At 69.3% G+C, this 24,805-nt stretch carries 24 protein-coding genes; 7 read left to right on the top strand and 17 right to left on the bottom strand.

Annotated features, from left to right (window positions below; translation table 11 throughout):
* Window positions 1-3 precede the first annotated feature (3 nt).
* The 3 genes from ABZV44_RS17465 to ABZV44_RS17455 are packed head-to-tail and all read left to right on the top strand — an operon-like array spanning window position 4 to window position 2,815.
* Window positions 4-705 (top strand): FHA domain-containing protein, encoded by a 702-nt coding sequence (locus ABZV44_RS17465; RefSeq protein ID WP_354837146.1) that lies wholly within the window; start codon window positions 4-6, stop codon window positions 703-705.
* The gene (locus ABZV44_RS17460) at window positions 702-2,162 is read left to right on the top strand and encodes a hypothetical protein (RefSeq protein WP_354837144.1); all 1,461 of its coding nucleotides are present in this window, start codon (window positions 702-704) and stop codon (window positions 2,160-2,162) included. The genes ABZV44_RS17465 and ABZV44_RS17460 overlap by 4 nt, the downstream gene beginning before the upstream one ends.
* A 41-nt stretch (window positions 2,163-2,203) precedes the next feature.
* The gene (locus ABZV44_RS17455; RefSeq protein WP_354837142.1) at window positions 2,204-2,815 is read left to right on the top strand and encodes a hypothetical protein; all 612 of its coding nucleotides are present in this window, start codon (window positions 2,204-2,206) and stop codon (window positions 2,813-2,815) included.
* Window positions 2,816-2,857: 42 nt separating this feature from the next.
* Here ABZV44_RS17455 and ABZV44_RS17450 read toward each other — a convergent pair whose 3' ends face one another.
* Complete coding sequence (locus ABZV44_RS17450) at window positions 2,858-3,877, bottom strand: hypothetical protein (RefSeq protein ID WP_354837140.1); 1,020 nt, start codon at window positions 3,875-3,877, stop codon at window positions 2,858-2,860.
* A 92-nt stretch (window positions 3,878-3,969) separates the two neighbouring features.
* Between ABZV44_RS17450 and ABZV44_RS17445 the strand changes: the two genes are divergently transcribed.
* Complete coding sequence (locus ABZV44_RS17445; protein WP_354837138.1) at window positions 3,970-4,617, top strand: TetR/AcrR family transcriptional regulator; 648 nt, start codon at window positions 3,970-3,972, stop codon at window positions 4,615-4,617.
* Here ABZV44_RS17445 and ABZV44_RS17440 read toward each other — a convergent pair.
* On the bottom strand, window positions 4,589-5,224 hold the full coding sequence (locus ABZV44_RS17440) for an HD domain-containing protein (RefSeq protein ID WP_354837136.1): 636 nt from the start codon (window positions 5,222-5,224) through the stop codon (window positions 4,589-4,591). The genes ABZV44_RS17445 and ABZV44_RS17440 overlap by 29 nt on opposite strands.
* A gap of 110 nt (window positions 5,225-5,334) precedes the next feature.
* Here ABZV44_RS17440 and ABZV44_RS17435 point away from each other — a divergent pair, with 110 nt between their 5' ends.
* Complete coding sequence (locus ABZV44_RS17435; RefSeq protein ID WP_354837549.1) at window positions 5,335-6,279, top strand: DJ-1/PfpI family protein; 945 nt, start codon at window positions 5,335-5,337, stop codon at window positions 6,277-6,279.
* Between the two features lie 19 nt (window positions 6,280-6,298).
* Here the strand turns inward: ABZV44_RS17435 and ABZV44_RS17430 are convergent, their stop codons facing one another.
* Together ABZV44_RS17430 and ABZV44_RS17425 are read right to left on the bottom strand one after the other, a co-directional pair.
* The gene (locus tag ABZV44_RS17430) at window positions 6,299-6,736 is read right to left on the bottom strand and encodes an SRPBCC family protein (protein WP_354837134.1); all 438 of its coding nucleotides are present in this window, start codon (window positions 6,734-6,736) and stop codon (window positions 6,299-6,301) included.
* A 119-nt stretch (window positions 6,737-6,855) separates the two neighbouring features.
* Window positions 6,856-7,056 (bottom strand): hypothetical protein, encoded by a 201-nt coding sequence (locus ABZV44_RS17425; RefSeq protein WP_354837132.1) that lies wholly within the window; start codon window positions 7,054-7,056, stop codon window positions 6,856-6,858.
* Window positions 7,057-7,382: 326 nt separating this feature from the next.
* Here ABZV44_RS17425 and ABZV44_RS17420 point away from each other — a divergent pair, with 326 nt between their 5' ends.
* Complete coding sequence (locus ABZV44_RS17420) at window positions 7,383-7,871, top strand: MmpS family transport accessory protein (RefSeq protein ID WP_354837130.1); 489 nt, start codon at window positions 7,383-7,385, stop codon at window positions 7,869-7,871.
* 81 nt (window positions 7,872-7,952) lie between these two features.
* On the opposite strand, the gene pdxS is transcribed toward ABZV44_RS17420, so the two are convergent.
* From pdxS to ABZV44_RS17365, 11 genes are all read right to left on the bottom strand, one after another.
* Window positions 7,953-8,873 carry a pyridoxal 5'-phosphate synthase lyase subunit PdxS gene (gene pdxS, locus ABZV44_RS17415; protein ID WP_354837128.1) on the bottom strand — a complete coding sequence of 307 codons (921 nt, stop codon included), beginning with the start codon at window positions 8,871-8,873 and terminating at the stop codon, window positions 7,953-7,955.
* A gap of 354 nt (window positions 8,874-9,227) precedes the next feature.
* A complete protein-coding gene (locus tag ABZV44_RS17410; RefSeq protein WP_354837126.1) occupies window positions 9,228-9,896 on the bottom strand; it encodes a hypothetical protein in 669 nt (222 codons plus the stop codon).
* Window positions 9,897-10,010: 114 nt separating this feature from the next.
* Window positions 10,011-11,051 (bottom strand): NUDIX domain-containing protein, encoded by a 1,041-nt coding sequence (locus ABZV44_RS17405; protein ID WP_354837547.1) that lies wholly within the window; start codon window positions 11,049-11,051, stop codon window positions 10,011-10,013.
* Window positions 11,051-12,175 (bottom strand): glycosyltransferase family 4 protein, encoded by a 1,125-nt coding sequence (locus ABZV44_RS17400; RefSeq protein ID WP_354837124.1) that lies wholly within the window; start codon window positions 12,173-12,175, stop codon window positions 11,051-11,053. Before ABZV44_RS17400 ends, ABZV44_RS17405 begins: the two co-directional genes overlap by 1 nt.
* The gene (locus ABZV44_RS17395; protein WP_354837546.1) at window positions 12,172-13,134 is read right to left on the bottom strand and encodes a phosphatidylinositol mannoside acyltransferase; all 963 of its coding nucleotides are present in this window, start codon (window positions 13,132-13,134) and stop codon (window positions 12,172-12,174) included. Before ABZV44_RS17395 ends, ABZV44_RS17400 begins: the two co-directional genes overlap by 4 nt.
* A 20-nt stretch (window positions 13,135-13,154) precedes the next feature.
* On the bottom strand, window positions 13,155-13,826 hold the full coding sequence (pgsA, locus tag ABZV44_RS17390) for a phosphatidylinositol phosphate synthase (protein ID WP_354837122.1): 672 nt from the start codon (window positions 13,824-13,826) through the stop codon (window positions 13,155-13,157).
* Between the two features lies 1 nt (window position 13,827).
* Complete coding sequence (locus tag ABZV44_RS17385; protein WP_354837120.1) at window positions 13,828-14,421, bottom strand: HIT domain-containing protein; 594 nt, start codon at window positions 14,419-14,421, stop codon at window positions 13,828-13,830.
* Window positions 14,418-16,475, bottom strand: a complete 2,058-nt coding sequence (gene thrS, locus ABZV44_RS17380) for a threonine--tRNA ligase (RefSeq protein WP_354837118.1) — start codon at window positions 16,473-16,475, stop codon at window positions 14,418-14,420. Before thrS ends, ABZV44_RS17385 begins: the two co-directional genes overlap by 4 nt.
* 486 nt (window positions 16,476-16,961) lie before the next feature.
* Window positions 16,962-17,741 (bottom strand): (2Fe-2S)-binding protein, encoded by a 780-nt coding sequence (locus ABZV44_RS17375; protein WP_354837116.1) that lies wholly within the window; start codon window positions 17,739-17,741, stop codon window positions 16,962-16,964.
* 264 nt (window positions 17,742-18,005) lie between these two features.
* Complete coding sequence (locus ABZV44_RS17370; RefSeq protein ID WP_354837114.1) at window positions 18,006-20,213, bottom strand: bifunctional SulP family inorganic anion transporter/carbonic anhydrase; 2,208 nt, start codon at window positions 20,211-20,213, stop codon at window positions 18,006-18,008.
* A 184-nt stretch (window positions 20,214-20,397) separates the two neighbouring features.
* A complete protein-coding gene (locus tag ABZV44_RS17365) occupies window positions 20,398-22,608 on the bottom strand; it encodes a bifunctional SulP family inorganic anion transporter/carbonic anhydrase (protein ID WP_354837112.1) in 2,211 nt (736 codons plus the stop codon).
* 350 nt (window positions 22,609-22,958) lie between these two features.
* Here ABZV44_RS17365 and ABZV44_RS17360 point away from each other — a divergent pair, with 350 nt between their 5' ends.
* Window positions 22,959-24,005, top strand: a complete 1,047-nt coding sequence (locus ABZV44_RS17360; protein ID WP_354837110.1) for an extracellular solute-binding protein — start codon at window positions 22,959-22,961, stop codon at window positions 24,003-24,005.
* Window positions 24,006-24,017: 12 nt separating this feature from the next.
* Here the strand turns inward: ABZV44_RS17360 and ABZV44_RS17355 are convergent, their stop codons facing one another.
* Both ABZV44_RS17355 and ABZV44_RS17350 read right to left on the bottom strand, forming a co-directional pair.
* Window positions 24,018-24,398: a DUF5313 family protein gene (locus tag ABZV44_RS17355; protein WP_354837108.1), complete on the bottom strand. Its 381-nt coding sequence runs from the start codon at window positions 24,396-24,398 to the stop codon at window positions 24,018-24,020.
* 2 nt (window positions 24,399-24,400) lie between these two features.
* The coding region (locus ABZV44_RS17350; protein ID WP_354837106.1) for a phosphoenolpyruvate carboxykinase domain-containing protein at window positions 24,401-24,805 on the bottom strand (405 nt) is incomplete at its 5' end.

Here is a 24,805-nt window from a genome sequence, read left to right as displayed (position 1 = left end):
ACCATGCTGACCTGTCCGGCCGGACACGCTTCGGCGGCCGGCGACTACTGCGATGTGTGCGGGCTGCTCATGGAGGCGGGCGAGAAACCCGCGCCCGCACCGGAACCCACGGGTGTGCCGTGCCCGGCGTGTGGCGAGCCGCAGACGGGACGGTTCTGCGAGGGGTGCAGTTACGACTTCGTGGCGGGCGGGCCCGTGGTGACGAGGGCCGCGCCCGCCGCCACGGTGGCCGTGCCCGCGCCGGCCGTGGTCGCGCCCGCACCGGCGATGGTCGTGCCGCCGCCCGACTCCGAGGCTTCCATAACCGCCTGGACGGCAACCGTTTTCGCTGACCGCGAGTACTTCGACACCATGCGCAGCGAGGACGACGACGTCGACTTCCCCGCGTACTGCCCCGAACGCGTCTTCGCGCTGCAGGGCGCGCAGGTCCGGGTGGGCCGCTACAGCGCCTCCAAGGGCATCGATCCCGAGATCGATCTCACCGGTCCCCCACAGGATCCGGGCGTCTCGCACCTGCACGTGCTGTTCGTCGCCCAGCCCGGAAACGGCTGGGCCGTCATCGATCTCGGCTCCACCAACGGCACCCGCGTGAACGCGGCCGCCGATCCCATTCCGCGTGGGCAGGCGGTGCCGGTGCGATCCGGTGACCGTATCCACCTGGGCGCGTGGACCACTCTCACCCTGAAGCAGGACACCCCGTCATGACGACGATGCTCACCCGTCCCCGGACTCCGCGCCCCGAGACCGGTCGGGCCGGGGTGCTCACGCAGGTGCGCGGGCTGCTCCCGGGCCGCTCGGACACCCCGGGCTGGATCCGGCTGCTGGCCGTGGCCGCGGTACTGCTCACCGCGGTGACCGCGCTGGTCATCGCCGCCGACGCGCGGGCGACCCGGCACGGCATCGAGGTGATCGGCCGGCACACCGCGCCGACCGTGACCGCCACCGAGGACCTGTACTTCGCACTGGCCGATATGGACGCCCAACTGGCGAATGTGCTGCTCGCCGGGAACGATTCGACGCTGGCCACGGTGCGCGAGAACGCGCTCGCCGGCTACGAGCGACGCCGGGTGCAAGCCGACGCCGATCTGCAGCAGGCCATGACCATCGCCACCAATGACGATGCGTCCCGGCAGATCCGGGAGCTGCTCGACAAGTTCGGGCAGTACGAGGCACTGGCCGCGGACACCTTCCAGCTCGGTGATCTCGACCGCGGCGCCGCGGGACAGCCCGCGGCGCGCACCCTGGAGGCCTACCGGGCGGCGACGGGGATGGTGCCGGATCTGCTGTCGCGCGCCCAGAAGCTGGCCGACACCAACAGCGGTGTGCTGAGCCAGGCCTACCAGGACAGCGAGCACACCACGGTCGCGGCCCGCGTACGCATCGCCGTGCTGGGCCTGCTGCTGCTCGTCGTGCTGGCGGGATTGCAGGTCGTGCTGCGGGTGGTGCTGCATCGGCGGGTCAACCCGGCGCTGGCCGCGACCACCGTGCTGATGCTGGGGGTGCTGAGCGGCGGCTACCTCGCGAATGCCGCGGCGGCGCACCAGCTCACCGTCGCCAAGCGGGACGCCTTCGACTCGCTGCTGGCACTGCGGCAGGCGCGGGCGCTGAGCTATGACGCCAATGCCGACGAGAGCCGGTTACTGCTCGACCCCGCACACGCGGCGACATACCAGCAGAGCTACTTCGAGAAAGCGCAGCGACTGGCCGGCGTCCAGGCGCGCGGCGTCGACGACTACGCGGGTGCGCTCGACCAGGCGATCGGCGCACACGGCGGCGATCTCGCACAGGCCATCAGCGCCGGCTCCTTCCTCGGCGAGGAACTGCGCAACATCACCTTCTCCGGCGAGCGCCAGGCCGCCGAGCAGAGCCTGCTCGCCTATCAGGCCTACCAGCACGACGATCACGCGCTGCGCGGACTGGCGGGCTCGGACCTGCGGGCGGCCATCGCCCTCGACACCGGCGCCTCCAACGACCACTTCGCCGCCTACGACACGGCCCTGGTGTCGACCATCGACATCAACCAGCACGCCTTCGACACCGCGATCACCCAGGGCGAGAACGACTTGTCGGGCTGGAGCACCTGGCTCCCGTACGGCGCGGCCATGGTCGTCGCGGTGCTGGTGCTGCTCGGTGTCCGCCCGCGCCTGGCCGAGTACCGCTGACCGGAGGTGACCGGGCACCAGACCTCGGCCAAGATGGTCTCGTGCCCGATTTCACCGCCATCAGCCCCGACGCCCTGTACGCACTCATCGCCGAGCGGGCCATGACGCTGACGGGGTATGCGGTGATCGCGGTGGACGGCGCGGATGCCGCGGATCCGCTCACCGTCGCGAACGGGGTCGCCGAACTCCTGCGCACCCGGGGCCGTCCCGCCGCGGTGGTGTCGCTGCACGATTTCGTCCGGCCCGCCTCCGTACGCCTGGAATACGATCGCGACAGCGAATTCACCTACCGCACCGGGTGGTTCGACTACGCGGCGCTGAATCGCGAAGTCCTCAAACCGCTCCGGGACACCGGGCGCTACCTGCCTGCCCTCTGGGACGAACGCGCCGATCGCTCCGCCCGCGCTCGCATCCGCACCGCCGACGACACCACGGTGCTGCTCATCGCCGGACCCATGCTGCTCGGGCGCGGCCTGGACTTCGATCTGACTGTCGGCCTGGGCATGTCGGCGGGGGCGCTGCGCCGCCGGACGGACGCCGCGAGCCGGTTCACCGTGGACGGGCTGCTCGAGTTCCAGCGCGAGCACGCCGAGGAACCTGATATCCAGGTCGCCTGGGACCATCCGGACCGGCCGGCGATCCGGGTCGGCTGAACCCGCCCGGCAATCCTGATCGGCCGAGCCGCGGCGCGGAACTCAGCGCGATCCCGCCTGCGCCGCCAGGGCCCCGAACGCCGCCTTGGGCTCCCAGGCCAGCGAACCACCGTCCGGCTGAAGGACTTTCACCAGTCCCGGGCTCGCCAGGTCCAGGTCGAGCGCGGGGTCGTCGTGGTGCGGCAGATCGTAGCGGGCGAAGCAGTAGTAGAAGGCGGCGTCCACGCCCGCGGTATCGAGGATGCCGAGCAGGTCGGTGAGGTGGTCGGCCTGGGCGGGCTCGTCCCGCTCGTAGCGGCCGTCGAGGCGTAGCGGCCGCGCGGTGTCCGGGTCCCATTCGATGATGTCGAAGTCGTGCGGGCCCGCATCGTCCGCGCCCCGGAAGGACGGGCAGCCGAATTCGGTGATGGCCACCGGCTTTCCGAGCTGCTCACCCTGAGCGACGTAGGCGCGCATGGTGTCCCGATAGCCGGGGGCCAGCTCCGCGCCGCGGTATCCGGCGTCGGTGGCGAGGATGTCGAAGAGCTCCCAGTCGACCTGCTCGAACGGCAGGCTGCAATAGGTCAGCCTGCCGCGGAACCGGTCCCGGGCGATCGCGGCGGCGCGGGCCAGGAGATCGTTGACGCGAGCGGGGATTCCGGCGAGCGCGGCCTGGCCCGCCGGGGTGCGCAGGGCGGCGGCCCGCTCGGCCAGGGTTTCGCCGGGTAGATAACCGAGCACGAACATGGCGAGCTCGGACCCGACCGCCAGCACGATCTCCGCGCCGCTCGCACGCAGGCGTTCCGCGTGGTCGGCGCAGTCGGCGACGACGGCGAGGACCTCGTCCTCGGTCACGTCGTTCAGGAACGGGCACACCCAGACTTCCAATCCGGCGGCCGCGGCCTCGGAGGCCGCCAGATTCAGCCGTTCCGGGTACCCGCCGGTGATGCGGACCGCGTCGCAGTGCAGGTCCGCGCGGATGACTCGCATATCCTCGCGCACCCGTGCGATATCGAACGGCTCGTGGGTGCTGCTGCCCAGGTTCACGAAGCCGGTGTCGTAGCAAACGCCGATCGCTCTCATCGGCTACCTCCTCCATTTACGGTACGGTTCGTACCCTAGTTGCGACCATAGCCCGCGTGGAACCGGTCTCGCAAGGTACGCTCAGTACCGTTATGAGCGAATCGACAGAGCGCCCGACCCGCCGCCGCGGCCCGGCACTGGAACAGGCGATCCTGCGCGCGGCCGTGGACGAACTGCTCGAATCCGGATACCCCGGGATGACCATGGATGCCGTCGCCGCCCGGGCGGGCACCAACAAGAACGCCATCTACCGGCGCTGGCCCAAGCGCGCCGCACTGGGCGTCGCGGCGTATCGCCAACTGACCTCGGCCGCGCTCGAACTGCCGGACACGGGGGCCCTGCGCGCGGACGCGCTGGAGTTGTTGCGCCGCGCCAACTCCCATCTGTCCTCGCCGCTCGGCGAGATCCTGCGCAGCCTGCTCTCCCAGCTCGCGAACGAGCCCGAACTGCTCGCGCAATTGCGGGAACAGTCCGGGGACGCGGGGACCCGGCCGTGGCTCACCATCCTCGAGCGGGCGGTCGACCGCGGCGACGCCTCGCCCGCGGCCTGCGTGCCCCGGGTCGCCACCACGCCGATCGACCTGTTGCGCAACGAGTTCGTGACGCGCGGCGTGCCGACGGTGCCCGACGATGTCCTGGTGGACATCGTCGACACCGTGTACTTGCCACTGATCCGCGGCTATTCGGCCGCGGGTCACCACCGGGGCGAGGTCAGGCCGCCCAGGGCGAATCGAGAATGACCTCGACGAAGTCGCCGCGCCGGAATCCTGGCGAGAAGTGTTCCAGGACATCGGCTTTCACATTCCCGAAGGTGGTGTCCGGGCGACGGGCGATCCCGTCGGTGAAGGCGGCCAGGATGCGGCGCTTGAAATCCGGGCGCGGGTGGGCGCGGATCACGGCGGCGCGCTGCTCCTCGGTGACATCGTCGTAGCCGATGCCGAGCACATCGAGCTCGACACCGGCGGTGACCAGGGCGATCTCGGGTGCCATGTGGGCCGGGATCTCCGGGGTGGTGTGCAGAGCGATTGCGGCCCAGGCGATATCGGCGCGCTCGGCGGGGATGCCGTGCCCGCGCAGGAAGGCCCGGGCGTCGTCCGCGCCGTCGATCTCGAAGCGCTGCCGGGAATCCTGGTGCCGGGGTGTCAGACCCAGGTCGTGGAACATAGCCGCCACATAGAGCAGTTCGGGGTCGTAGCCGAGGCCGCGGCGCGCACCCTGCAGCGCACCGAACAGGTAGACCCGGCGGGAGTGATCGAAGAGCAGTTCGCCCGCGGTGTCGCGGACCAGTTCGGTGGCCTCGCGGGCCAGAGTGCTGTCGGGGATGGCGATATCGGCAATGTGTTCCATGGCAACCACACTCGCCGACGCGGCGGGCGCGGCACCGTGTCTTTCCGGACAGGAACCCCACAGATCCAGACATGCCGGAGTGCTAGGTTCGGGTGGTGGGCAGGAAGCGAATGGCGGTGCTGGCCTTCGACGGCGTCCGGCTGCTCGATGTCACCGCCGTACTGGAGGTGCTGAGCACCGCCGCCGGGTCGGGCGCGCGCTATGACGTGACGCTGTGCTCACCGGACGGCGCACCGGTCACCACCGCGGCGGGTACGCGCCTGCTCGTCGACGCGGCCGCGGCCGAGGTGGGCCGCGTGCACACGCTGATCGTGCCGGGCGACGACCGGTTTCCGCACTCCCCCGTCGACAGCGCGATTCTGGACGCCGTTCGCGCCCTGTCGCCGTCCACGCGCCGGACGGCTTCGGTGTGCACGGGCGCGTTCGTCCTGGCGCAGGCCGGATTTCTCGACGGCCGCCGGGCGACCACGCATTGGCGGCATGCCGCCCGGCTGGCCCGCGCCTACCCGTCGATCACGGTCGAACCGGATGCCATCTACATTCGCGACGGCAAATACCTCACCTCGGCCGGAGTCAGCGCGGGCCTCGACCTGACCCTGGCCCTGGTCGAGGAGGACGAGGGCGCCGACCTCGCCCGCGAGGTGGCGCGGGAACTGGTCGTCTTCCTGCGGCGGCCGGGCGGGCAATCGCAGTTCTCGGTGGCGTCCCGCACCGCGGTGCCGCGCCGGGACGATGTGCGCGCCGTCGTCGACGAGGTGTTCGCCGACCCGGCCGCGGATCATTCGCTCACCGCCATGGCGGCCCGTGCCGCCGTGAGCACCCGGCAGCTCACGCGGCTGTTCCGCGACGAACTCGACACCACCCCTGCGGTATTCGTGGAATCGGCGCGCGTCGAGGCCGCACAGGCGATGCTGGAAGCCGGGGCCTCGGTCACCGCCGCCGCCCACCTATCCGGTCTGGGCAGCGAGGAATCCTTGCGCCGCATCTTCTTCCGGCGCTTCGGTATCACCCCGTCCGCCTATCGGGCCCAGTTCCGGACCGCGCGCCGGGCGTGACCGGACGGTCCCGGCGTGGTCAGGCCGTGCCGGACTCGAGCAGGGCCTTGGCGCGATCCAGGCCGGAAACCTCTGCGGTCATGGTCTTCTGGACCGGGCCGTTCATGAGCAGCTTCTTGAGGCCCGACAGTTCCGCGGCCAGCGAGAAGGTCACCGCGGTGCCCTCCGCCACCGGCGCGAAGGCATAGGTGACCGTGGGACGCAGCGGTCCCGCGATGCCCTTCAGGACGACCTTCTCGTTCAGGATGTACTCGGTGATCCGGACGTCGGCGGGGATGCCCCGGCCTCCGGGACCCGAGACCGTCTGACGGTAGATGGTGCCCACGGCGGGCGGGCCTTCGGCGGTGATCTGCTTGACCCCGGTGCGCCAGCGGGCGCTGTTGGTCGAGTCGGCGAAGAAGGCGAACACTTCGTCGATGGGGCGGGCGATGGTCACCGTACGGGACGCGGCGGGCATGGCGGTCCTTTCGCCTCGAGGGTGTTCGGCAGCGATGCTGGTTCATGACACCAGCAAGCAGGCGGCCGGGCCACCACCTGGGCGGCGTGTCCGCGCCGGCTTCGCCGAACCCGGTCGGCTCACCACCGGCGATGGCGAGCGTCGACGGTTTCGGTGGGGTATTCATCCTCGACCGGCGCGCTGCCGGCGCGGCGCGCGGGCCAGAAGCGGCTGGCGTACTGACCGCGGATGCGGCTCAGATCCGGCTGGTCGATCTCGGTGATGCCGACCTGGAACAGCAGGCCGAAATAATTTGCTGGGATTTGCTGAACGGTATGCACGCAGGTAGCCGCCGGTATGGGCGGGCCCGGAGCACCGCGCGTCCCACGTCTGCGGTCCTTGACGCCTAGCACCCATCCCGCAACCCGACTAGGGCCGAAGGTCACTCGTGCACAATGCAATTGCGGAACAGCGCACAAAGCAACCGCGAAATCACCTGAGATCCTCGGTCTGCCGACTTCGGCAAGAATCTCCAATTCCACCCGATACCAACGGATTCCCTGACCGATTGGACGGCCTATCCGTACCCGCTTCGGGCGGTTCTCACGGCGCAATCGCGCTGATACGGTTCCGCTCCGGTCCACAGGAATACAAATCAAGGGGATTCATGACGTACCAAGGCGTTCCGGCTCCGGGATATCCGATGCAGCCGCCACCGCCCAAGAAGCGGAAGATCTGGCCGTGGATCGTGGGGGCACTGCTGCTGTTCATCGTGCTGCCGTTCGCAGCCTGCACAGCAGTGTTCGGCAAGGCCGCGAACGACGTCGCCAAGGAGTCCAAGCGCACCGTGGATGTGCGCTACGAGGTGACGGGGTCCGGCGAAGGCACGTACGTCAAGCCGTCGATCACCTACAGCATCGGCGACACGGGATCGGGGACCAGCACCGCGGCGCAACTGCCGTGGAGCAAGGATGTCACCCTGACCGGCATTCTCAAGATGGCCACCCTCACCGCGACGGCCGCCGACGATGACAGCGCGACCATCAGCTGCCGCATCGTGCAGGGCGACAAGGTGCTGGTGGAGAACACGGCCACCGGTTCGCTGGCCATGGCCACCTGCACCACGGATCTGAGCAATATCACCGGGAGCAAGTGAACGACGATCGCCGGGTGGTTCGAAGACCACCCGGCGATGTCGAATCAGATTGTCGCGGAGCCGTTTACCGGCCGGAGCCGATTACCAGCCGCGCTCGGCGAGGCGGTGGGGCTGGGGGATCTCCTCGACATTGATGCCGACCATGGCCTCGCCCAGGCCGCGCGAGACCTTGGCCAGGACGTCGGGGTCGTCGTGGAAGGTGGTGGCCTTGACGATGGCGGCGGCACGCTCGGCCGGGTTGCCGGACTTGAAGATGCCCGAGCCGACGAACACGCCCTCGGCGCCGAGCTGCATCATCATGGCGGCGTCGGCGGGGGTGGCGATGCCGCCCGCGGTGAACAGCACGACGGGGAGCTTGCCGGTCTCGGCGACCTCGGCGACCAGCTCGTAGGGGGCCTGCAGTTCCTTGGCGGCGACGTAGAGCTCGTCCTTGGGCAGCGAGGTCAGGCGGCGGATCTCGTCGCGGATCTTGCGCATGTGGGTGGTGGCGTTGGAGACGTCGCCGGTGCCCGCCTCACCCTTGGAACGGATCATGGCCGCGCCCTCGGTGATTCGGCGCAGCGCCTCGCCCAGGTTGGTCGCGCCACACACGAACGGGACGGTGAAGGCGAACTTGTCGATGTGGTTGGCGTAGTCGGCGGGGGTCAGCACCTCGGACTCGTCGATGTAGTCGACACCCAGCGACTGCAGGATCTGCGCCTCGACGAAGTGACCGATGCGGGCCTTCGCCATGACGGGGATGGAGACGGCGTTGATGATGCCGTCGATCATGTCCGGATCCGACATGCGGGACACGCCACCCTGGGCGCGAATGTCGGCGGGGACCCGCTCCAGCGCCATGACCGCGACGGCACCGGCATCCTCGGCGATCTTGGCCTGCTCCGGCGTGACGACATCCATGATCACACCGCCCTTCAGCATCTCGGCCATGCCGCGCTTGACGCGGGCGGTACCGATGGTGGGGGTGGTGTCGGGCGTGGTCACGGCAAACTCCTGGGTCATGTGGGCCAATCGGTCGGATCGCTCGGAATCGAACAGGTCGATTCTAGGCGGCGCTTTCAGGCCACTTCATAGCCAGTCCAACACGACTGGACTGCCCGCCCCGCACGGGATGACGGGCGTCACAGCGCCAGGGTTACCGCGTCGCTACTACAGCGGTCCGACGACGAAAATCGTCGCCCAGTACTCGGCCGCGGCCGGACCCATCAACGGCTCCAGGAAGTCATAGAGCAGGTAAGACACGAAGAATTTTCCACCTTCCACACACGGTTCGCCGATTCCGTTGCGCGGCAAACCTTCCCAGGGACCCTAGCGGAGATTGCGCCATAGATCACGGAAGGTCCGGGAAGCCGCCGGTCAGCCCAGGGTATAGACGTACCGGCTCGTGGGCACCAGATCCAGGTTCAGGTGCGCGCCGAAGCGGACGACGCTCTCCATCATGGCCGTCACGCGCCGCTGCAGTTCGGCGTCGTCCCCGCCGCTGCCGTAGAAGGCATGTGCGCTGGTCATGGCCGCCATCGGGAACAGTTCCTCGACGAGGGCATCGACTCGCTTGCCGCCGGTGATCGCCTCGGTGACGGTGTTCTGGACATAGCCGAACGTGTCCTGCGTCTCGATAGCCACTGGCGTGTGCAGGACGTGCCACCGATGCAGCCACTCCTCGCGCGTCAGGTCCTCGGGAATCCGCAGAATCGCGATATTCGCCAGCGCGTCGGTCCGCACCCCGTCCTCGATCACCGGCGGCTCGATGGGCCGGCGCTCGTCCACGACCCAGCCGTTCACGTCGTCCGCCGCCGTCCGCAGCACATTGGTGACCGCCGCGTGCTCGCCCTCGGTCCACACGCTCACGATGGCGTCGATCGGCGCGTCATAGGTGGTGTGCTTCACCTGCGCGGCCTCGACATCGGCATCCCGCACATTCACCTGATAGGCCGTCACCCCCACCCCGGCCAGCTCTTTGCGCAGCTCCTCGCCCCGCAGCCGCTCCCCCAGCCCCGCACCCCACAACACATACATCAACTTCATGCCGTAAGTCCTTGCCACAGATCACCATTGATCGCCCCACCGTAGCCCCGACCGCGGCCCGGAATGCGAGCTTTCAGCCACCGATCCCACCCACCGGACCGAGGCCGGCGGTTGTCAGCGGATGGAGCGGACTTCCGGGTCGATCTCCGAGTCGGCGGCCGCGATGGCCTCGGCGAGGAGGTGGTCGAGGTGGTAGGGGTAGACGGTCTCGCCGGAGTGGTCGATCTGGGCGATGTCGGTGGGGGTGCACCATTTGCTGCCGGTGATGGAGCGGCGTTCGATGTAGTCGAGATTGGTGGGAACCGGGTCGAACGCCTTGGCACGCAGCGCGAAGAAGAGTTCCTCGGAGCGGATGAGTTCGCCGTTGAAGGGGAACACCGCTACCCGGCGCCAGAGCGGGCCGCGCAGGGCCGAGGAGTCGGCGGCGTGGCCGGTTTCCTCGTAGAGCTCGCGGATCGCGGCCTCGCGCAGGGTTTCCCCGGGGTTGACGCCGCCGCCGATGGTGAACCAGAACGGGACGTCGGGGACCTTGGGGTCGACGCCCTGCAGCAGCAGGACCCGGTCGTTCTCGTCGACCAGGACCACGCGGGCCGAGGTGCGGACGGTGTCGACGTCGAGGCCGGTGGAGGCGGCGGGGGTGACCCGTTCGGCGATCTCGAAGTAGGTCGGCAGCGGTGCGGTACCGCCGAGGTGCAGCCAGCGGACCAGGCGGCGGGTCCGCAGGGCGAGGGTGTCGCGGACCGCGTCGTTGTGGAAGCGGCGGGCGATGAGGACCCGGGCCTCGGCATCGGCGAGCTCGGCCACCAGCTGGGGTGGCAGCAGCGCGATGTCGACCGCGGACAGGGCGGCGGCGAGCTGGTTCTCGACGGTTTCGCGGTCGCGCCAGTTGGAGCGTTCGGCGCGGTCGGCCAGGGCGGTCAGCCGGCGGGCCTGCTCGACCAGGGACGGATCGTAGAGCCCGGCCAGGGTGGTGGCCACCGAGCGCCCCACCACCGCGCGCCGGGCCAGCGCCGCGTCGAGCGCGTGGCGGGCCTGGTCGGTGCGCACGTGCAGGCGGTCGAGGCGGTTGGCGGTGGTGTAGGCCCAGACCGCGGCGGTGACGATGAGGGCCGCGACGAGGGCGAGGACCAGGATGGTCGTCGCGGAGAAGGTGATCATCCAGCGGTCCTGACACGCACGTCGCCGACGGTCACGGTCTCGTACACCCGCAGGATCTGCTCGGCCACGACCGGCCAATCATATTCGCCGACAACCTGATTCGCGGTGCGGATGAACTCCTCGCGCCGGGCGTCGTCGGTCAGCATGCCGCTGATCGCCTCGCCCAGCCGGGCCGAGTCCCCGACCGGCACCAGCTGGCCCGCGGTGCCGTCGCGCAGCACGCGGCGGAAGGCGTCCAGATCGCTGGCCACCACGGCGGTCCCGGCGGCCATGGCCTCGACCAGCACGATGCCGAAGCTCTCACCGCCGAGATTGGGCGCGACATAGACATCGGCACTGCGCATGGCCGAGGCCTTCTCGGCATCCGACACCTGACCGAGGAAGCGCAGGTGTCCCGCGTTCTCCCCGGCCTCGCGACGCAGCCGGTCCTCGTCACCGCGGCCGACGATCAGGAGCTCGAGCCCCGGATGCCGGCGCACCAGTTCCGGCAGCGCGCCGAGCAGCACCTCCATGCCCTTGCGCGGCTCGTCGAACCGGCCCAGGAACAGCACCGACTTCCCCGCGCGCGGATACCCGGCCAGCAGCGGCGCGTGCGCGAACGCGGGCACGTCGACGCCGTTGGGGATCTCGACCGCGTCCCCGCCCAGCGCCTCCACCTGCCAGCGCCGCGCCAGCTCGCTCACCGCGATCCGGCCGCTGATCTTCTCGTGGTACGGCCGCAGCACACCCTGAAAAGTGCTCAGCACCAGCGACTTCGTGGTCGAGGTGTGGAAGGTGGCCACGATCGGCCCCTCCGCGATCTTCAGCGCCAGCATGGACAGGCTGGGTGCGTTGGGTTCGTGGATGTGCAGGACGTCGAAGTCGTTCTCGGCGATCCAGCGGCGGATCCGGGTATAGGCGGTGGGCCCGAAGGACAGTCGCGCCACCGAACCGTTGTAGGGGATGGCCACGGCCTTGCCCGCCGACACCACGAAATCGGGCAGCGGCGTGTCGTCGGCGGCGGGCGCGAGCACGCTCACCTTGTGGCCGCGCTCGATGAGCACCTGCGCCAGCTCCACGACATGGGCTTGCACCCCGCCCGGCACATCGAACGAATACGGGCAGACCATGCCGATTCTCATAGCGCCCCTGTTCCCTGCGACCCCTGCGCGTCATAGCCCAGCGCCTGTTGCGCAGCGGCGATACGTTCCAGTCTGGCCTGCGACAGGTCGCTTTCCCACAGGGGTTGCAGCATGTGCCAGTCCGCCGGATGGGCGGCGATATTGGCGGCGAACACGTCGGTCAGCGCCTGGGTGGCGGGTGCCACGCCCCCGGACAGATCCAGCGCCTCGAAGACCTGCATGCCCCAGCCCTCGCGGCCGTCGGCCTCGGTGGTGAACCAGCAGTGCACGGGCAGCAGCGCGGCACCGGTGTCGGCGGCCAGCTTGGCCGCGCCGGCGGGCAGCCAGGTGCGTTCACCGAACATGGTGACCGGCACCCCCTTGCCGGTGAGGTCGCGCTCCCCCATCAGGCAGACCACCTTGTTGTCCCGCAGCCGATCGGCCAGCTGCGGGAACGGCGGCTGCTCGCCGCCGGTCAGCGGGAACACCTCGAAGCCCAGGCTCTCCCGGTACTCGACGAACCGCTCGAACAGCGACTCCGGCTTCAAACGCTCTGCGACCGTGGAGAACTGGCCGTAGTTCTGCACCAGCCAGACCCCGGCCATATCCCAGTTGCCCGAGTGCGGAAGGACCAGCAGCACACCCTTACCCCGGGCCAGCGCCGCGTCCAGGTGTTCGACCCCCTGCACGTGCAGCTGTCCGAGCACGGTGTGGTCCATCGACGGCAGCCGGAACGCCTCGCGCCAATAGCGGGCATAGGACCGCATACTCGCCGCGATCAGGCTGTCCGGCACCGCCTCGGGTGTCGTGCCCAGCACGCGGGCGAGGTTGCGGCGCAGCTGGTTCGGGTGCCCGCGGTGCGCCTTCCGGTTCGATCGCCGGGCGACGGCGTTCGCGCCCGCGTCGAAGCCCTTGCGCGCCATGCCCTCCGGCAGTCCGCGGACAAGCCGCCACCCGGCCGCGTACGCCTTGTCGGTCATCGCGGACGTGAAATCGGTTGTCACCGCTGCGGTTCCTCCGGAGCCTTCGCCGTGGGGGCGATGATGTCACGGGCGCCGGGGGAATTGCGCACCGCCAGCACCCGCTGGAAGACGGTGATGATGCTGAGCACGGCCAGCGCGTACATGGCCGCGTACACCGCGTACGACAGCCAGGTGATGCCGAAATAGCCGCCGATACCGGTGAATCCGGCGCCGACCAGCACGATGACCAGCCGGTCGGGCCGCTCGATCAGGCCGCCGTCGGCCGACAGCCCACTGGCCTCCGCCCGCGCCTTCGCGTACGAGATGACCTGCGAGGTCACCAGCACCACCAGGGTGGCCACGAACAGATGCTTGGAGTTCGCGTGGTACACCGACCACCAGGCCAGCCCCGCGAAGATGGCGCCGTCGGCCACGCGGTCACACGTGGCGTCCAGCACCGCACCGTATTTCGTGCCGCCGCCCCGGGCGCGGGCCATGGCCCCGTCCAGCATGTCGAACATGACGAACAGCCAGATCACCATCGTTCCCCAGAACAGGTGATCGGTCGGGAACAGGGTCACCGCCGCGACGATCGAGGCGGTGGTGCCGATGAGCGTCATCGCATCGGGCGTGAGCCCAGTGCTCACCAGCGCTTTGCCCAGGGGCGCAGTCGCTTTGGCGAACGTCTCGCGACCGAAGAAGCTCAGCACGCTATCCCGCGTCCTTCCATGCGTCGGCTTCCTTCCACGCCTGTGCCAGCAGCGCCCGGGTTTCCCGGAGCAGCTGCGGCATCACCTTCACTCCGCCGACGACGGTAATGAAGTTCGCGTCCCCACTCCAGCGCGGCACGATATGTTGATGCAGGTGATCGGCGAGTGAACCACCGGCAACGCCACCGAGATTCAGGCCGACATTGAAGCCCTCGGGCCGCGACACCTGCTTCATCACCCGGATCGCCTGCTGGGTGAACGCCATCAGCTCGGCGCTCTCCTCGGTGGTCAGGTCCTCGAGGTTGGCGACCCGGCGGTAGGGCACCACCATCATGTGGCCCGGGTTGTACGGGTACAGGTTCAGCACCGCGTACACCCATTCACCACGCGCGACGATCAGGCCGTCCTCGTCCGACATCTCCGGAATGTCGGTGAAGGGGTGCCCGGTCTTCTTGGCCGCGTCGATCTTCGTATCCTCGGCCTCGCCGGTGATGTAGGACATCCGGTACGGGGTCCACAACCGCTGCAGGCGGTCCGGATCCCCGGCACCGGTATCCACGATCTGCTCGGACACGGGGGCAATCCATTCACTCATCGATCCGCCTTGCGGATCTCGAAGCCCTCCGCGGTCGGCGACTCGTTCTCGCGGCGCCCGATCCAGTCCACGATGGTGGCCACCGCGTCGGCCACGGGCACGCCGTTGACCTGGGTGCCGTCGCGGAAGCGGAAGCTGACCGCGCCGCTCTCCACATCGCGCGCGCCGGCCAGCAGCATGAACGGCACCTTCTGCGCGGTCTGGTTGAAGATCTTCTTCTGCATGCGGTCGTCGCTGCGGTCGACCTCGGCGCGAATGCCGTTGTCCTGCAGGCGTTCGATCACGCCGTCCAGGTGCTCGGCGAAGGTCTCGGCGACCGGGATGCCGACCACCTGCACCGGCGCCAGCCAGGCCGGGAACGCGCCCGCGTAGTGCTCGGTGAGCACGCCGAAGAAGCGTTCGATGGAGCCGAAGAGCGCACGGTGGATCATGACGGGGCGGTGCTTGGCGCCGTCGGAGCCGGTGTACTCCAGCTCGAAACGCTCGGGCAGGTTGAAGTCCAGCTGGATGGTGGACATCTGCCAGGTGCGGCCGAGCGCGTCCTTGGCCTGGACCGAGATCTTCGGGCCGTAGAACGCGGCCCCGCCCGGATCCGGCACCAACTCCAGGCCGGAGTCGGTGGCCACCTTGCGCAGGGTCTCGGTGGCCTCCTCCCACAGCTCGTCGGAGCCCACGAACTTCTGCGGGTCCTTGGTGGACAGCTCCAGGTAGAAGTCGTCGAGGCCGTAGTCGCGCAGCAGCGAGAGCACGAACTGCAGGGTGTTGGTCAGCTCCGCGTGCATCTGCTCCTTGGTGCAGTAGATGTGCGCGTCGTCCTGGGTCATGCCGCGCACCCGGGTCAGGCCGTGCACGACGCCGGACTTCTCGTAGCGGTAGACCGAGCCGAATTCGAACATGCGCAACGGCAGTTCACGGTAGGAGCGCCCGCGCGACCGGAAGATCAGGTTGTGCATCGGGCAGTTCATCGGCTTGACGTAGTAGTCCTGGCCGGGCTTGCGTACCGAGCCGTCCTCGTTGAGTTCGGCGTCGAGGTGCATGGCCGGGAACATGCCGTCGCGGTACCAGTCCAGGTGGCCGGAGACCTCGAACAGGTGGCCCTTGGTGATGTGCGGCGTGTTGACGAACTCGTAGCCGGCGGCGATGTGGCGGCGGCGCGAGTAGTCCTCGAGCTCCTTGCGGATGATGCCGCCCTTGGGGTGGAACACAGGCAGACCGGAACCGAGCTCGTCGGGGAAGGAGAACAGGTCCAGTTCCAGGCCGAGCTTGCGGTGGTCGCGCTTCTCGGCCTCCTCGAGCAAGCGCAGATGCTCGTCCAGCGCCTCGCTGGATTCCCAGGCGGTGCCGTAGATGCGCTGCAGGTCCTCGCGGGACTGGTCACCACGCCAGTAGGCGGCCGAGGAGCGGGTCAGCTTGAAGGCCGGAATGTACTTGGTGGTCGGGATGTGCGGGCCGCGGCACAGGTCGCCCCACAGCTTCTCGCCGGTGCGCGGGTCCAGGTTGTCGTAGATGGTCAGCTCTTTGCCGCCGACCTCCATGACCTCCGGATCGTCGATGCCCGACTTGTCGGAGATGAGCTCGAGCTTGAACGGCTCCTTGGCCAGCTCGACGCGGGCCTCGTCGACCTCGACCACCCGGCGCGAAAACCGCTGCGCGCCTTTGATGATCTTCTTCATCCGGGACTCCAGCTTGGCCAGATCCTCGGGGGTGAAGGGGCGGTCGACCTGGAAGTCGTAGTAGAAGCCGTCCTTGATGAACGGGCCGATGCCCAGCTTCGCCTCGGGGAACTCCTGCTGCACCGCCTGGGCCAGCACGTGCGCGGCCGAGTGCCGGATCACATTGCGCCCGTCCGGGGAATCGGCGGTGACGACCTCGACCTCGGTGTCGAGCTCGGGGACCCAGGCCAGGTCCTTGAGCGCGCCCTCGGCGTCCCGCACCACGATGACCGCGGCCGGGCCCTTGCTCGGCAGGTCCGCCTCGCGCACCGCGGCCCCGGCGGTAGTCCCAGCCGTAACCCGGACGCGGGCGACTGGGGTCTGCTGGGGTGAGGTGGTCACGGCTGGACACTCCTTGGCGGTTCACGGCGGGTGGTCGATCCGCCGTACAGGTTGGACTGGATGACCGGGCACCCCCTTCGTGAAGGGCAGAGCCCCGGCGGCACCACTCTATCGGCACGGTTGTCACCGCGCGCCGATGGACCGGCCCCGCCGCGTCGCCCACCACCGCGCGGGTCCCGGCCGGGGGCGATCCCGCCCCGGTGACCAGGTGAAACACCCGATCAGCACGAAGAATCGAGGATCCGGCGGCACCTGTGGAACAAGATCGGCCCGAACCGCGGAGTCCAGCGCTCCCGGGCAGGTCGACGGCATGATTCTCCGGGCGACCGCATCGGCACGGCAAGCGAATTCACCGCGGCGCCGAGGCCGCCACCCGCGTGCGGCGACCTCGGATGTATGCGCTTGTCCTGCGCCGCAGGAGGTTTCGGGCAGCCGGAGTGGCGGCTGCGGGCGGGCACGGTCGCGCCGACGCGCTCGACCGGGCCGTCAGCCCCGCGCGGCGACCTCGGCGAGCAGGGCTTCGCGTTCGGGGGCGGGGCGTTTGGGACAGCTGGTGCACATCTCGCAGCCCGGCACCTCGAAGACCAGGCAGCAGGAGATGCGGCGGACGAAGGTGCGGCCGCCGACGTCCTGGAACCGTGGCACCGGCAGCCGGCCCGCGACGTCGCGGGCCAGGCGAGCACCGGCATCCTCGGCCCCGATGTCGAGCGCGCGGTTGCCGATGGCGTCGGCCACGATCGCCCACAGCGAGGCCGCGCCCGCGCCGGACACCTCGGCCACCACCGGAATCACGCGAGACAGCGTGTGCCGCAACGCATGTCCGACGGACGCCGTCGCACAGCAGCCTCCGGACTCGGCGTCCGCGTCCTCGGCGGGCACCACCGGACCGCCACTCGCCGGGCCCGCGGCCTCCCCGGATCGCGGCGATGGCGCGATCGGAGACCAGGATTCGATGGGCAGCGGACCCGCGCCGACGAGGTAGCCGCGCGGTTCCGGCAGCACCCGTTCCACGCCGCCGTCGGGCCGGATCTCCAGGGCGATGTGCTCGAGCGCGGGGTCGAAGGCGGGCCGCCCGCTCGCGATGGCCGCGACGATCGGATCCACCAGCGACGAGGCCGCCATGCACCACCACAGCGTCCCCGACACTCGCGTGTTGGCAGTCCCCCACGAGATTCCCATGTCGGCGATCCGCTCGGCCAGCCACTGTGGTCGCAGTAGGTCGGTGCCCGGCACCAGCGCCTGTGAAACGGGGGGCTGCGCAACCATTTCCATTCGACTCCGATCCGGCCGATCCACGGTGATTACTACCCACGATGTCACGTTTTCGCGCCGATGTGGGCCGCTCCCCCGCGACCCCCGGCGCACCCGTTCGACTCGCGATGCCGCGAGGCGCGCTCAGCGTATGCCGCGCGGGCTCCCCCACCGCGCCGACGCGCCCGGCGGCGAGTACCGGCCGGATCGCCACCCGGAAAACACAATGGTGCGGGCATTCCCGAACGGGAAGCCCGCACCATCGCAGGGTGGGCGCTATCAGTGGGTGTGGGCCAACGCCGATAGCTCGGGTGCCTCGATTTCCCGGATGCCCGTGGCGGTGACCTCCAGGACTCGGGCGGTCCCGATGTCGAAGAACAGGCCGGAGACCTCGAGGCCACGTTCCAGGATCGCCCGCCGGACCACCGGGTGGGCGCGCAGCGTGTCCAGCTGGACGGCCACATTCACGATGGACAGCTGGTCGTCCACCCCGAATCCGGCACGCGCCGCCGCGGCGGCGACCGGGTCGCCGGAGTGGAAGCGATCCAGGCTGGCCCGGCCGTGGACCAGCCAGTTGCCCAGGCCGGGCCCGGTGGGCCCGCCCGCGACCAGTGCCTTCATCGCCCCGCACGCGGAGTGACCGCAGACCACGACGTTGTCCACGATCAGATCGTCGATGGCGAAGGCGAGCGCCGCCTCGATGGAACTGTCGCGGCCGCCGGGGACCACCAGGTTGCCGACATTGCGGATGGTGAACATGTCACCGGGACCGCTGTTGGTGATCATGTTGGGCACGATCCGCGAATCCGCGCAGGTCAGGAAGAGCGAGTGCGGGTTCTGCCCGTCGCGTAGCTCGTCCAGGTGCGGGCGCACCAGGTGGGCGTTGCGCTGATGGAAGGCGGCCACGCCCTGGGTGATCGGGTTGCCGTCGTCCTCACGCCAGGGGCGCAGCACATCGTCGAGCAGGGTGCGGGCGCGCCCGCGCACCGGCGGGCCCGTCAGGGCGTGCGCCATGCGGGCGGTGCCGAGTTCCACGAATTCGACTGTGCCACCGGTACTTTCGTGCTGGCCCGCCCAGTCGTGGATGGCCTCGTAGGCGGCGTGGTCGAGGAAGTCGACGCTCATCTCGACCAGCACGTCGGTCCCGCCGGGCACCTTGACCAGTTCCGAGGACAGTTTCGGCAGGGCCAGGAACGTGCAGGTGCCGTCGATGCTGACCAGCCAGCGATCGGTGCCGGCCACCTCGCCGGCGGTCACCGAGACGCGCACGACCCGCCACAGCAGCAGGCCGAAGGCCAGCGCCAGGCCGATGATGACGCCCTCGAGCAGGTTCAGGAACACCACGCCGAACACGGTCACCAGGTACACCAGCAGGTCGCCGGTGCGCCGGGCCAGCTTGATGTGGGCGAGCTTGACCAGCTGGATGCCGACCACGATGAGCAGACCGGCCAGGGCCGATTTGGGAATCTGCTGCACCAGGCCGACCAGCGCCACCGAGAACACCAGGATCCAGATGCCGTGCAGGAAGGCCGAGGCGCGCGAGCGGGCGCCGGCCTGCACATTGGTGGCGCTGCGCACGATGACGCCGGTGACGGGCAGGCCGCCGAGGCCGCCGGAGATCACATTGGCCGCGCCCTGCCCGACCAGTTCGCGGTCGAAGTTGGTGCGCGCGCCGGTGTGCATCTTGTCCACGGCGACCGCCGACAGCAGGCTCTCCACGCTGGCGATCAGGGCGATGGTCAGTGCCGCGAGCACCACCTCACCCCACTCGCCGGAGGGCAGGTCGGGCAGGCCGATGGCGTCGAACAGCGAGCCGCTCAACACGATTCGCTCCGGATCACCGGGCAGCACCAGCGACAGCACGGTGCCGGCGACCACGGCGATCAGGGGGCCGGGCAGCACCTTCAGTTTGCCCGGCACGTACTTCCAGCTGAGCATGATGGCGATGACCACCAGGCCGACGACGAAGTCGTCGCCGTGCAGGTTGAGCAGCTGGTTCGGCAGTTCCTTCAGGTTCTCCCACGCGGAACTCTGTGAGGTGCCGCCGAGCAGCACATGGAATTGCTGCAGCGCGATGGTGACGCCGATACCGGCGAGCATGGCGTGCACCACGACCGGCGCGATGGCCAGCGCGGCGCGGGCAATGCGGCTGAGCCCGAACAGGATTTGCAGCATACCGGCCAGCGCGGTGATGAAACAGGCTGTCTTCCAGCCGAATTCGTTGATGGTAGAGGCGACCACCACGGTCAGGCCGGCCGCGGGCCCGCTGACCTGCAGCGGTGAACCGCCGAGCAGGCCGACCACGAGGCCGCCGACCACGGCGGCGATGAGTCCGGCGGCGATGGGTGCGCCGGAGGCGACCGCAATGCCGAGCGAGAGCGGCAGTGCGACGAGAAAGACGACAAGGGATGCAGGAAGATCATGACGCAGCAGGCTGTCGAGCCGGCCGTCGGTTCTGCCTGGCGGTGAATCGGTGTCGCGAGACATTTCGCTCCTCAGCGAGCATGTACAGGGGGCATCGAATAAAAGCTGCGGACAGCTCTGGCCGCAGACTCACCGGACGAGCAGAGCCAAGACTAAAGGTAAAGACTTATCAAAGTCTGAGAAAGATGGGCCCCAACGCGAAAGGGGTATGAACCCTCTCGGGCCCACACCCCTTCTTCCCCGGCCGTCACGCGGGTTGGGCCACCCGCCCGACGTCATCGATCTCGGCGATCCCGTCCACGGTTACCTCCACCACGCGCGCGGTGGCGATATCGAAGAACAGGCCCGAGAGCACCACACCGCGCTCCTGCACGCCGCGGCGCACCACCGGATGCGCGTACAGCGTTTCCAGCTGCACCGCCACATTCACCATGCCGAGCTGATCGACCGGATCGAACCCGGCCGCCGCCGCGGCCACCGCGACCGGATGCCCGAGCCGGAAGCGCTCGAGGCTGGGCCGGGCATGCGCGAGCCAGTCGTCGAGTTGAGACCCGGTGACCAGTTCGCTGTGCAGCGCGCCCATGGCGCCGCACCCGGAGTGCCCGCACACCACCACCGAGCGGACATCCAGCTTGTCGAGGGCGTAGATGAGCGCGGCCTCCATCGACGAGTCCTGGGCGTCACGCGGAATCAGGTTGCCCACATTGCGCACCGTGAACAGGTCGCCCGGACCGCTGTTGGTGATCACGTTCGGCACGATGCGGGAGTCGGCACACGTGACGAAAAGCGAGTCCGGTTCCTGACCGTCGCGCAGCACCCCGAGGTGCGGGCGCACGACGTGCGCGTGGCTACGGTGATAGGCGGCCACGCCGGCGACGATCGGGTCCACGTCGGTGGCGGTGCGCCGCCAAGGCCCGAGGACCTCGTTCAGCAGGTGCCGGGAGTGCCCGCGGGCGGGCGGCCCGTCGGCGACATCGGCCATGCGCACCGCGCCGACCTCCACGAATTCGACTGTGCCGCCTGCACTCCGGTGCTGGTCCACCCAGTCCTGCACCGCGTCGTAGGCGGCGTGGTCCATGAAGTCGACGGTCATCTCGACCACCACCTCGGCGCTGCCGGGCACCTTGGCGAGTTCGGCGGTGAGCCTGGGCAGCGCCAGGAAGGTGAAGCTGCCGTCGACGGTGACCCGCCAGCGCCGCGCGTCCACCTCCTCGGCCGCCACCGACACCCGCACCACTCGCCACAGCAGCAGGCCGAAGGCCAGTGCGAGCCCGACCAGCATGCCCAGCAACAGATTCCAGAACACCACCACGAAGGCGGTAGCGGCGTACACCACGAGGTCGCCGGTGCGCTGGGCGCGCCGGATGTGGGCGAGTTTGATGAGCTGGATGCCGACCACGATGAGCAGTCCGGCCAGCGCCGCCTTGGGAATCGAGCGCACCACGTCGACCAGCGCCACCGAGAAGAGCAGGATCCACAGCCCGTGCAGCATGGTCGAGGCCTTGGTGCGCGCTCCCGCTTTGACATTGGTGATGCTGCGCACGATGACCGCCGCCACCGGCAGGCCGCCGATCAGTCCGGAGACGATGTTGGCCGCGCCCTGACCGAGCAGCTCGCGGTCCAGATCCGTTCGGCGCCTGGAGTTCTGGCGCATCCGGTCCACCGCCACGGCCGATAGCAGGGTCTCCACGCTGGCGATGAGCGCGATGGTCACCGCCATCAGCGCCACCGTGGCCCAGCTGCCGTGCGGCAGCTGGGGCAGATGCAGTTCCGCCGGCAGTGAGCCATTGAGCGTGATGCGCTCGACCCGCACCGGCAGCACGCGCGCCAGCAGGGTCGCGACCACCACCGCGACCAATGGCGCCGGCACCCGGGTAGCCGGTTCGGGCAGCCGCCGCCAGCCGAGCAGGATGGCGATGACGACCAGTCCGATGCACAGGTCACCGGGGTGAACCGAGGCCAGCTGGTGCGGCAGCGCGACGAGGGCGTCCCAGGACGAGGTCAGCGAATCGCCGCCCATGAGCACATGCACCTGTTCGAGCGCGATGACGACGCCGATTCCGGCGAGCATGGCGTGCACCACCACCGGCGCGATGGCCAGCACCCCGCGTGCGATCCGGCTGAGCCCGAACAGAATCTGCAGGCCACCGGCCAGGATGGTGATGAAACAGGTAGCGGCCCAGCCGAATTGGGTGATGGATCCGGCGACCACCACGGTCAGCGAGGCGGTCGGCCCGCTGACCTGGAGGGTCGATCCGCCGAAGAGTCCGGCGACCACGCCGCCCACCACCGCGGCGATGAGTCCAGCGGCGACCGGCGCGCCCATGGCGACGGCGATGCCGATGGACAGCGGCAGGGAGACCAGGAAGACGACGATCGAGGCAGGTAGATCGTGGCGCACCAGGGCGGCGAAGCCGGGAAGCGACGTCCGTGGAGGCTGATCGGTGTCGGTGGACATATCTCTCCTTCGCCGGCACGGCAGGGCCGCCCGGTTCATCGGTCAACATGTACTGGCATCGAATCGAGAGGCAGCGGCGGGCGAGGCTGGAGAACCACGACGCTTGGCAGATCGCCGGTAATCGTAAAGACAGTGCAAAAGAAATGAAAAACGTTTGCGACAGTTGAGGCGAACCGCTATCAAACTGTGACACAGCTCACTGCACCGCGTAAAAGGATTGCCGTGGTCCGAGATGTCACCGGATGTTCACCCGGCGCACCCTGCCGAGTCAGAGACGCTGCCTAATCTCTCGCGCCAGATTGCTGTGGAACCCGAAGTGAGACGGGGTCCTTCGGAAAGGGTTCCGCGGAATGTCGCTCCCCCGCCGCGCTGTCATCGCGGCCGTCGCCGCCGCCACGCTCGCGACCACCGGTTGCGGCACGCATGCCGAACCGGCATCCGTTCCCGCCGTGACCAGTTCGTGGACCCCGCCGCCCGGGCTGTCCGGGCAGCTCACCCTGTACTCGGCGAATCCGCAGGACCTCACCGACGACCTGCTGGCCGGGTTCACCCGGGCGTCAGGGGTGAAGGTGCACGTCGTCAACGGCGAAACCGGCAAGATCACCGCCATCCTCGACAAGGAGGGCCCGCAGCCGCAGGCCGACGTGGTGTACCTGGCGTCGTGGACGCCCGCGGCGGAGTACGACCTGCAGGGCCGCACCCTGCCCTACACCCCGCACGGCGCGGACCGGGTGCACGACGGCTGGATCGGCAAGGATCACGGCTTCATCGGCCGGGACGGGTCGGCGCTCACCATGGTGGTCAACAGCAAGGCGAGCCCGCGCCTGCCCAACGACTGGGCCGATCTGGCCGCCCCCGAATTCCATGGCCGGGTGATCATGCCGGACCCGCGTGAATCCGGCACCGCCCGGGACCTGCTGGCCGCCATGGTCAGCGCGTGGGGCAAGGACCGCACCTGGGCCATGTTCGACGCCCTCTTCGACAATGGCATGGTGGTGCGCGGCGGCAACGGCCCCGCCCTCGACCAGGTGACCGCGGGCGCCTACGCCGTCGTCCTCGGCGGCGTCGACTACGCGGCCTACGACGCGGCCGCCAAAGGCGTTCCGCTGCGGGTCATCTCACCGGCCTCGGGCACCGTCATCACCCCGCGCCCGGTCTTCATCCTGAACACCACCCGCAATCCGGCGGCCGCGAAAGCCCTGGTGGACTACATGTTCACCCCCGAGGCCCAGCAGATCACCGCCGCGCACAAGATGATTCCCGCCCGCACCGACGTCCCGGTCGCACCCGGCACCCGCTCCTACGACGAGGTCAAGCAGCTGCCCTTCTCCTGGGATCAGGTGAAGGGCAACGGCACCGGCATCCTGACCGAGTTCACCCAGCGCTACCTGAGCTGATCCGCCCCGGGTTCAGCCGCGGCCGTGCGCCCGCTCGTAGGCGGCCCGCGCGGCGGCGGCGCGATCGCGTTCGCGCTGGTCGGCCAGGGCCGGATCCAGGCCGTGCTTGGTGAGGCGGGCCCGCCGGAACACGTACATGAGCGCGGCCGTGAAGTAGATCAGCGGCAGGTACAGCAGCGCCATCATGGCCAGCCCGATCCACAGCGGACCGGGAATGAGCAGGAACAGGCACAGCGGCGGGATGATCGGGATGAGGATGCGCAGCATGTAGCGCCGCGCCGCCCCCGGCCCGGTCAGATCGTCGATCACCCACTGCGACATGGCCGGCGGCAGCGTCCCGCCGCAGATGTAGCGCAGGCGCTGCAGCGGATTCGGGCTGGTCTGGTCGCGCACGGTCAGACTTCCTCGGCCAGGCGGAGTTTCAGGGCGGCGAGTTCGGCACGCAGGGCATCGGGCAGACGGTTGCCGCCGATGGTGGCGTACCACTCGTCGATCGATTCGAGTTCGCGCACCCATTCGCCGCGATCGACGGTGAGGGCGGCGTCGATCAGGCCACGGTAGCCGTCGCCGAGTCCGTCGAGATCGAGCGCGGCGGCGGTGGGCACGAAGCCGACCGGGGTGCGCTCGGCCGGAGCGGTGCCGTCCAGCCGTTCGAGTGCCCACTTCAGCACGCGCACGTTGTCGCCGAAGCCGGGCCACAGGAACTTCCCGTCGGCGCTGCGCCGGAACCAGTTGACCTGGAAGATCTTCGGCAGCTGCGCGCCCGCGCGCTCCCCCATCGCCAGCCAGTGCGCGAAGTA

The sequence above is a fragment of the Nocardia sp. NPDC004860 genome, from assembly GCF_040609015.1.
Lineage (GTDB): Bacteria > Actinomycetota > Actinomycetes > Mycobacteriales > Mycobacteriaceae > Nocardia.
Note: the sequence above shows the minus strand (reverse complement) of the source record. Positions and strands in the feature narration are given on the sequence as shown.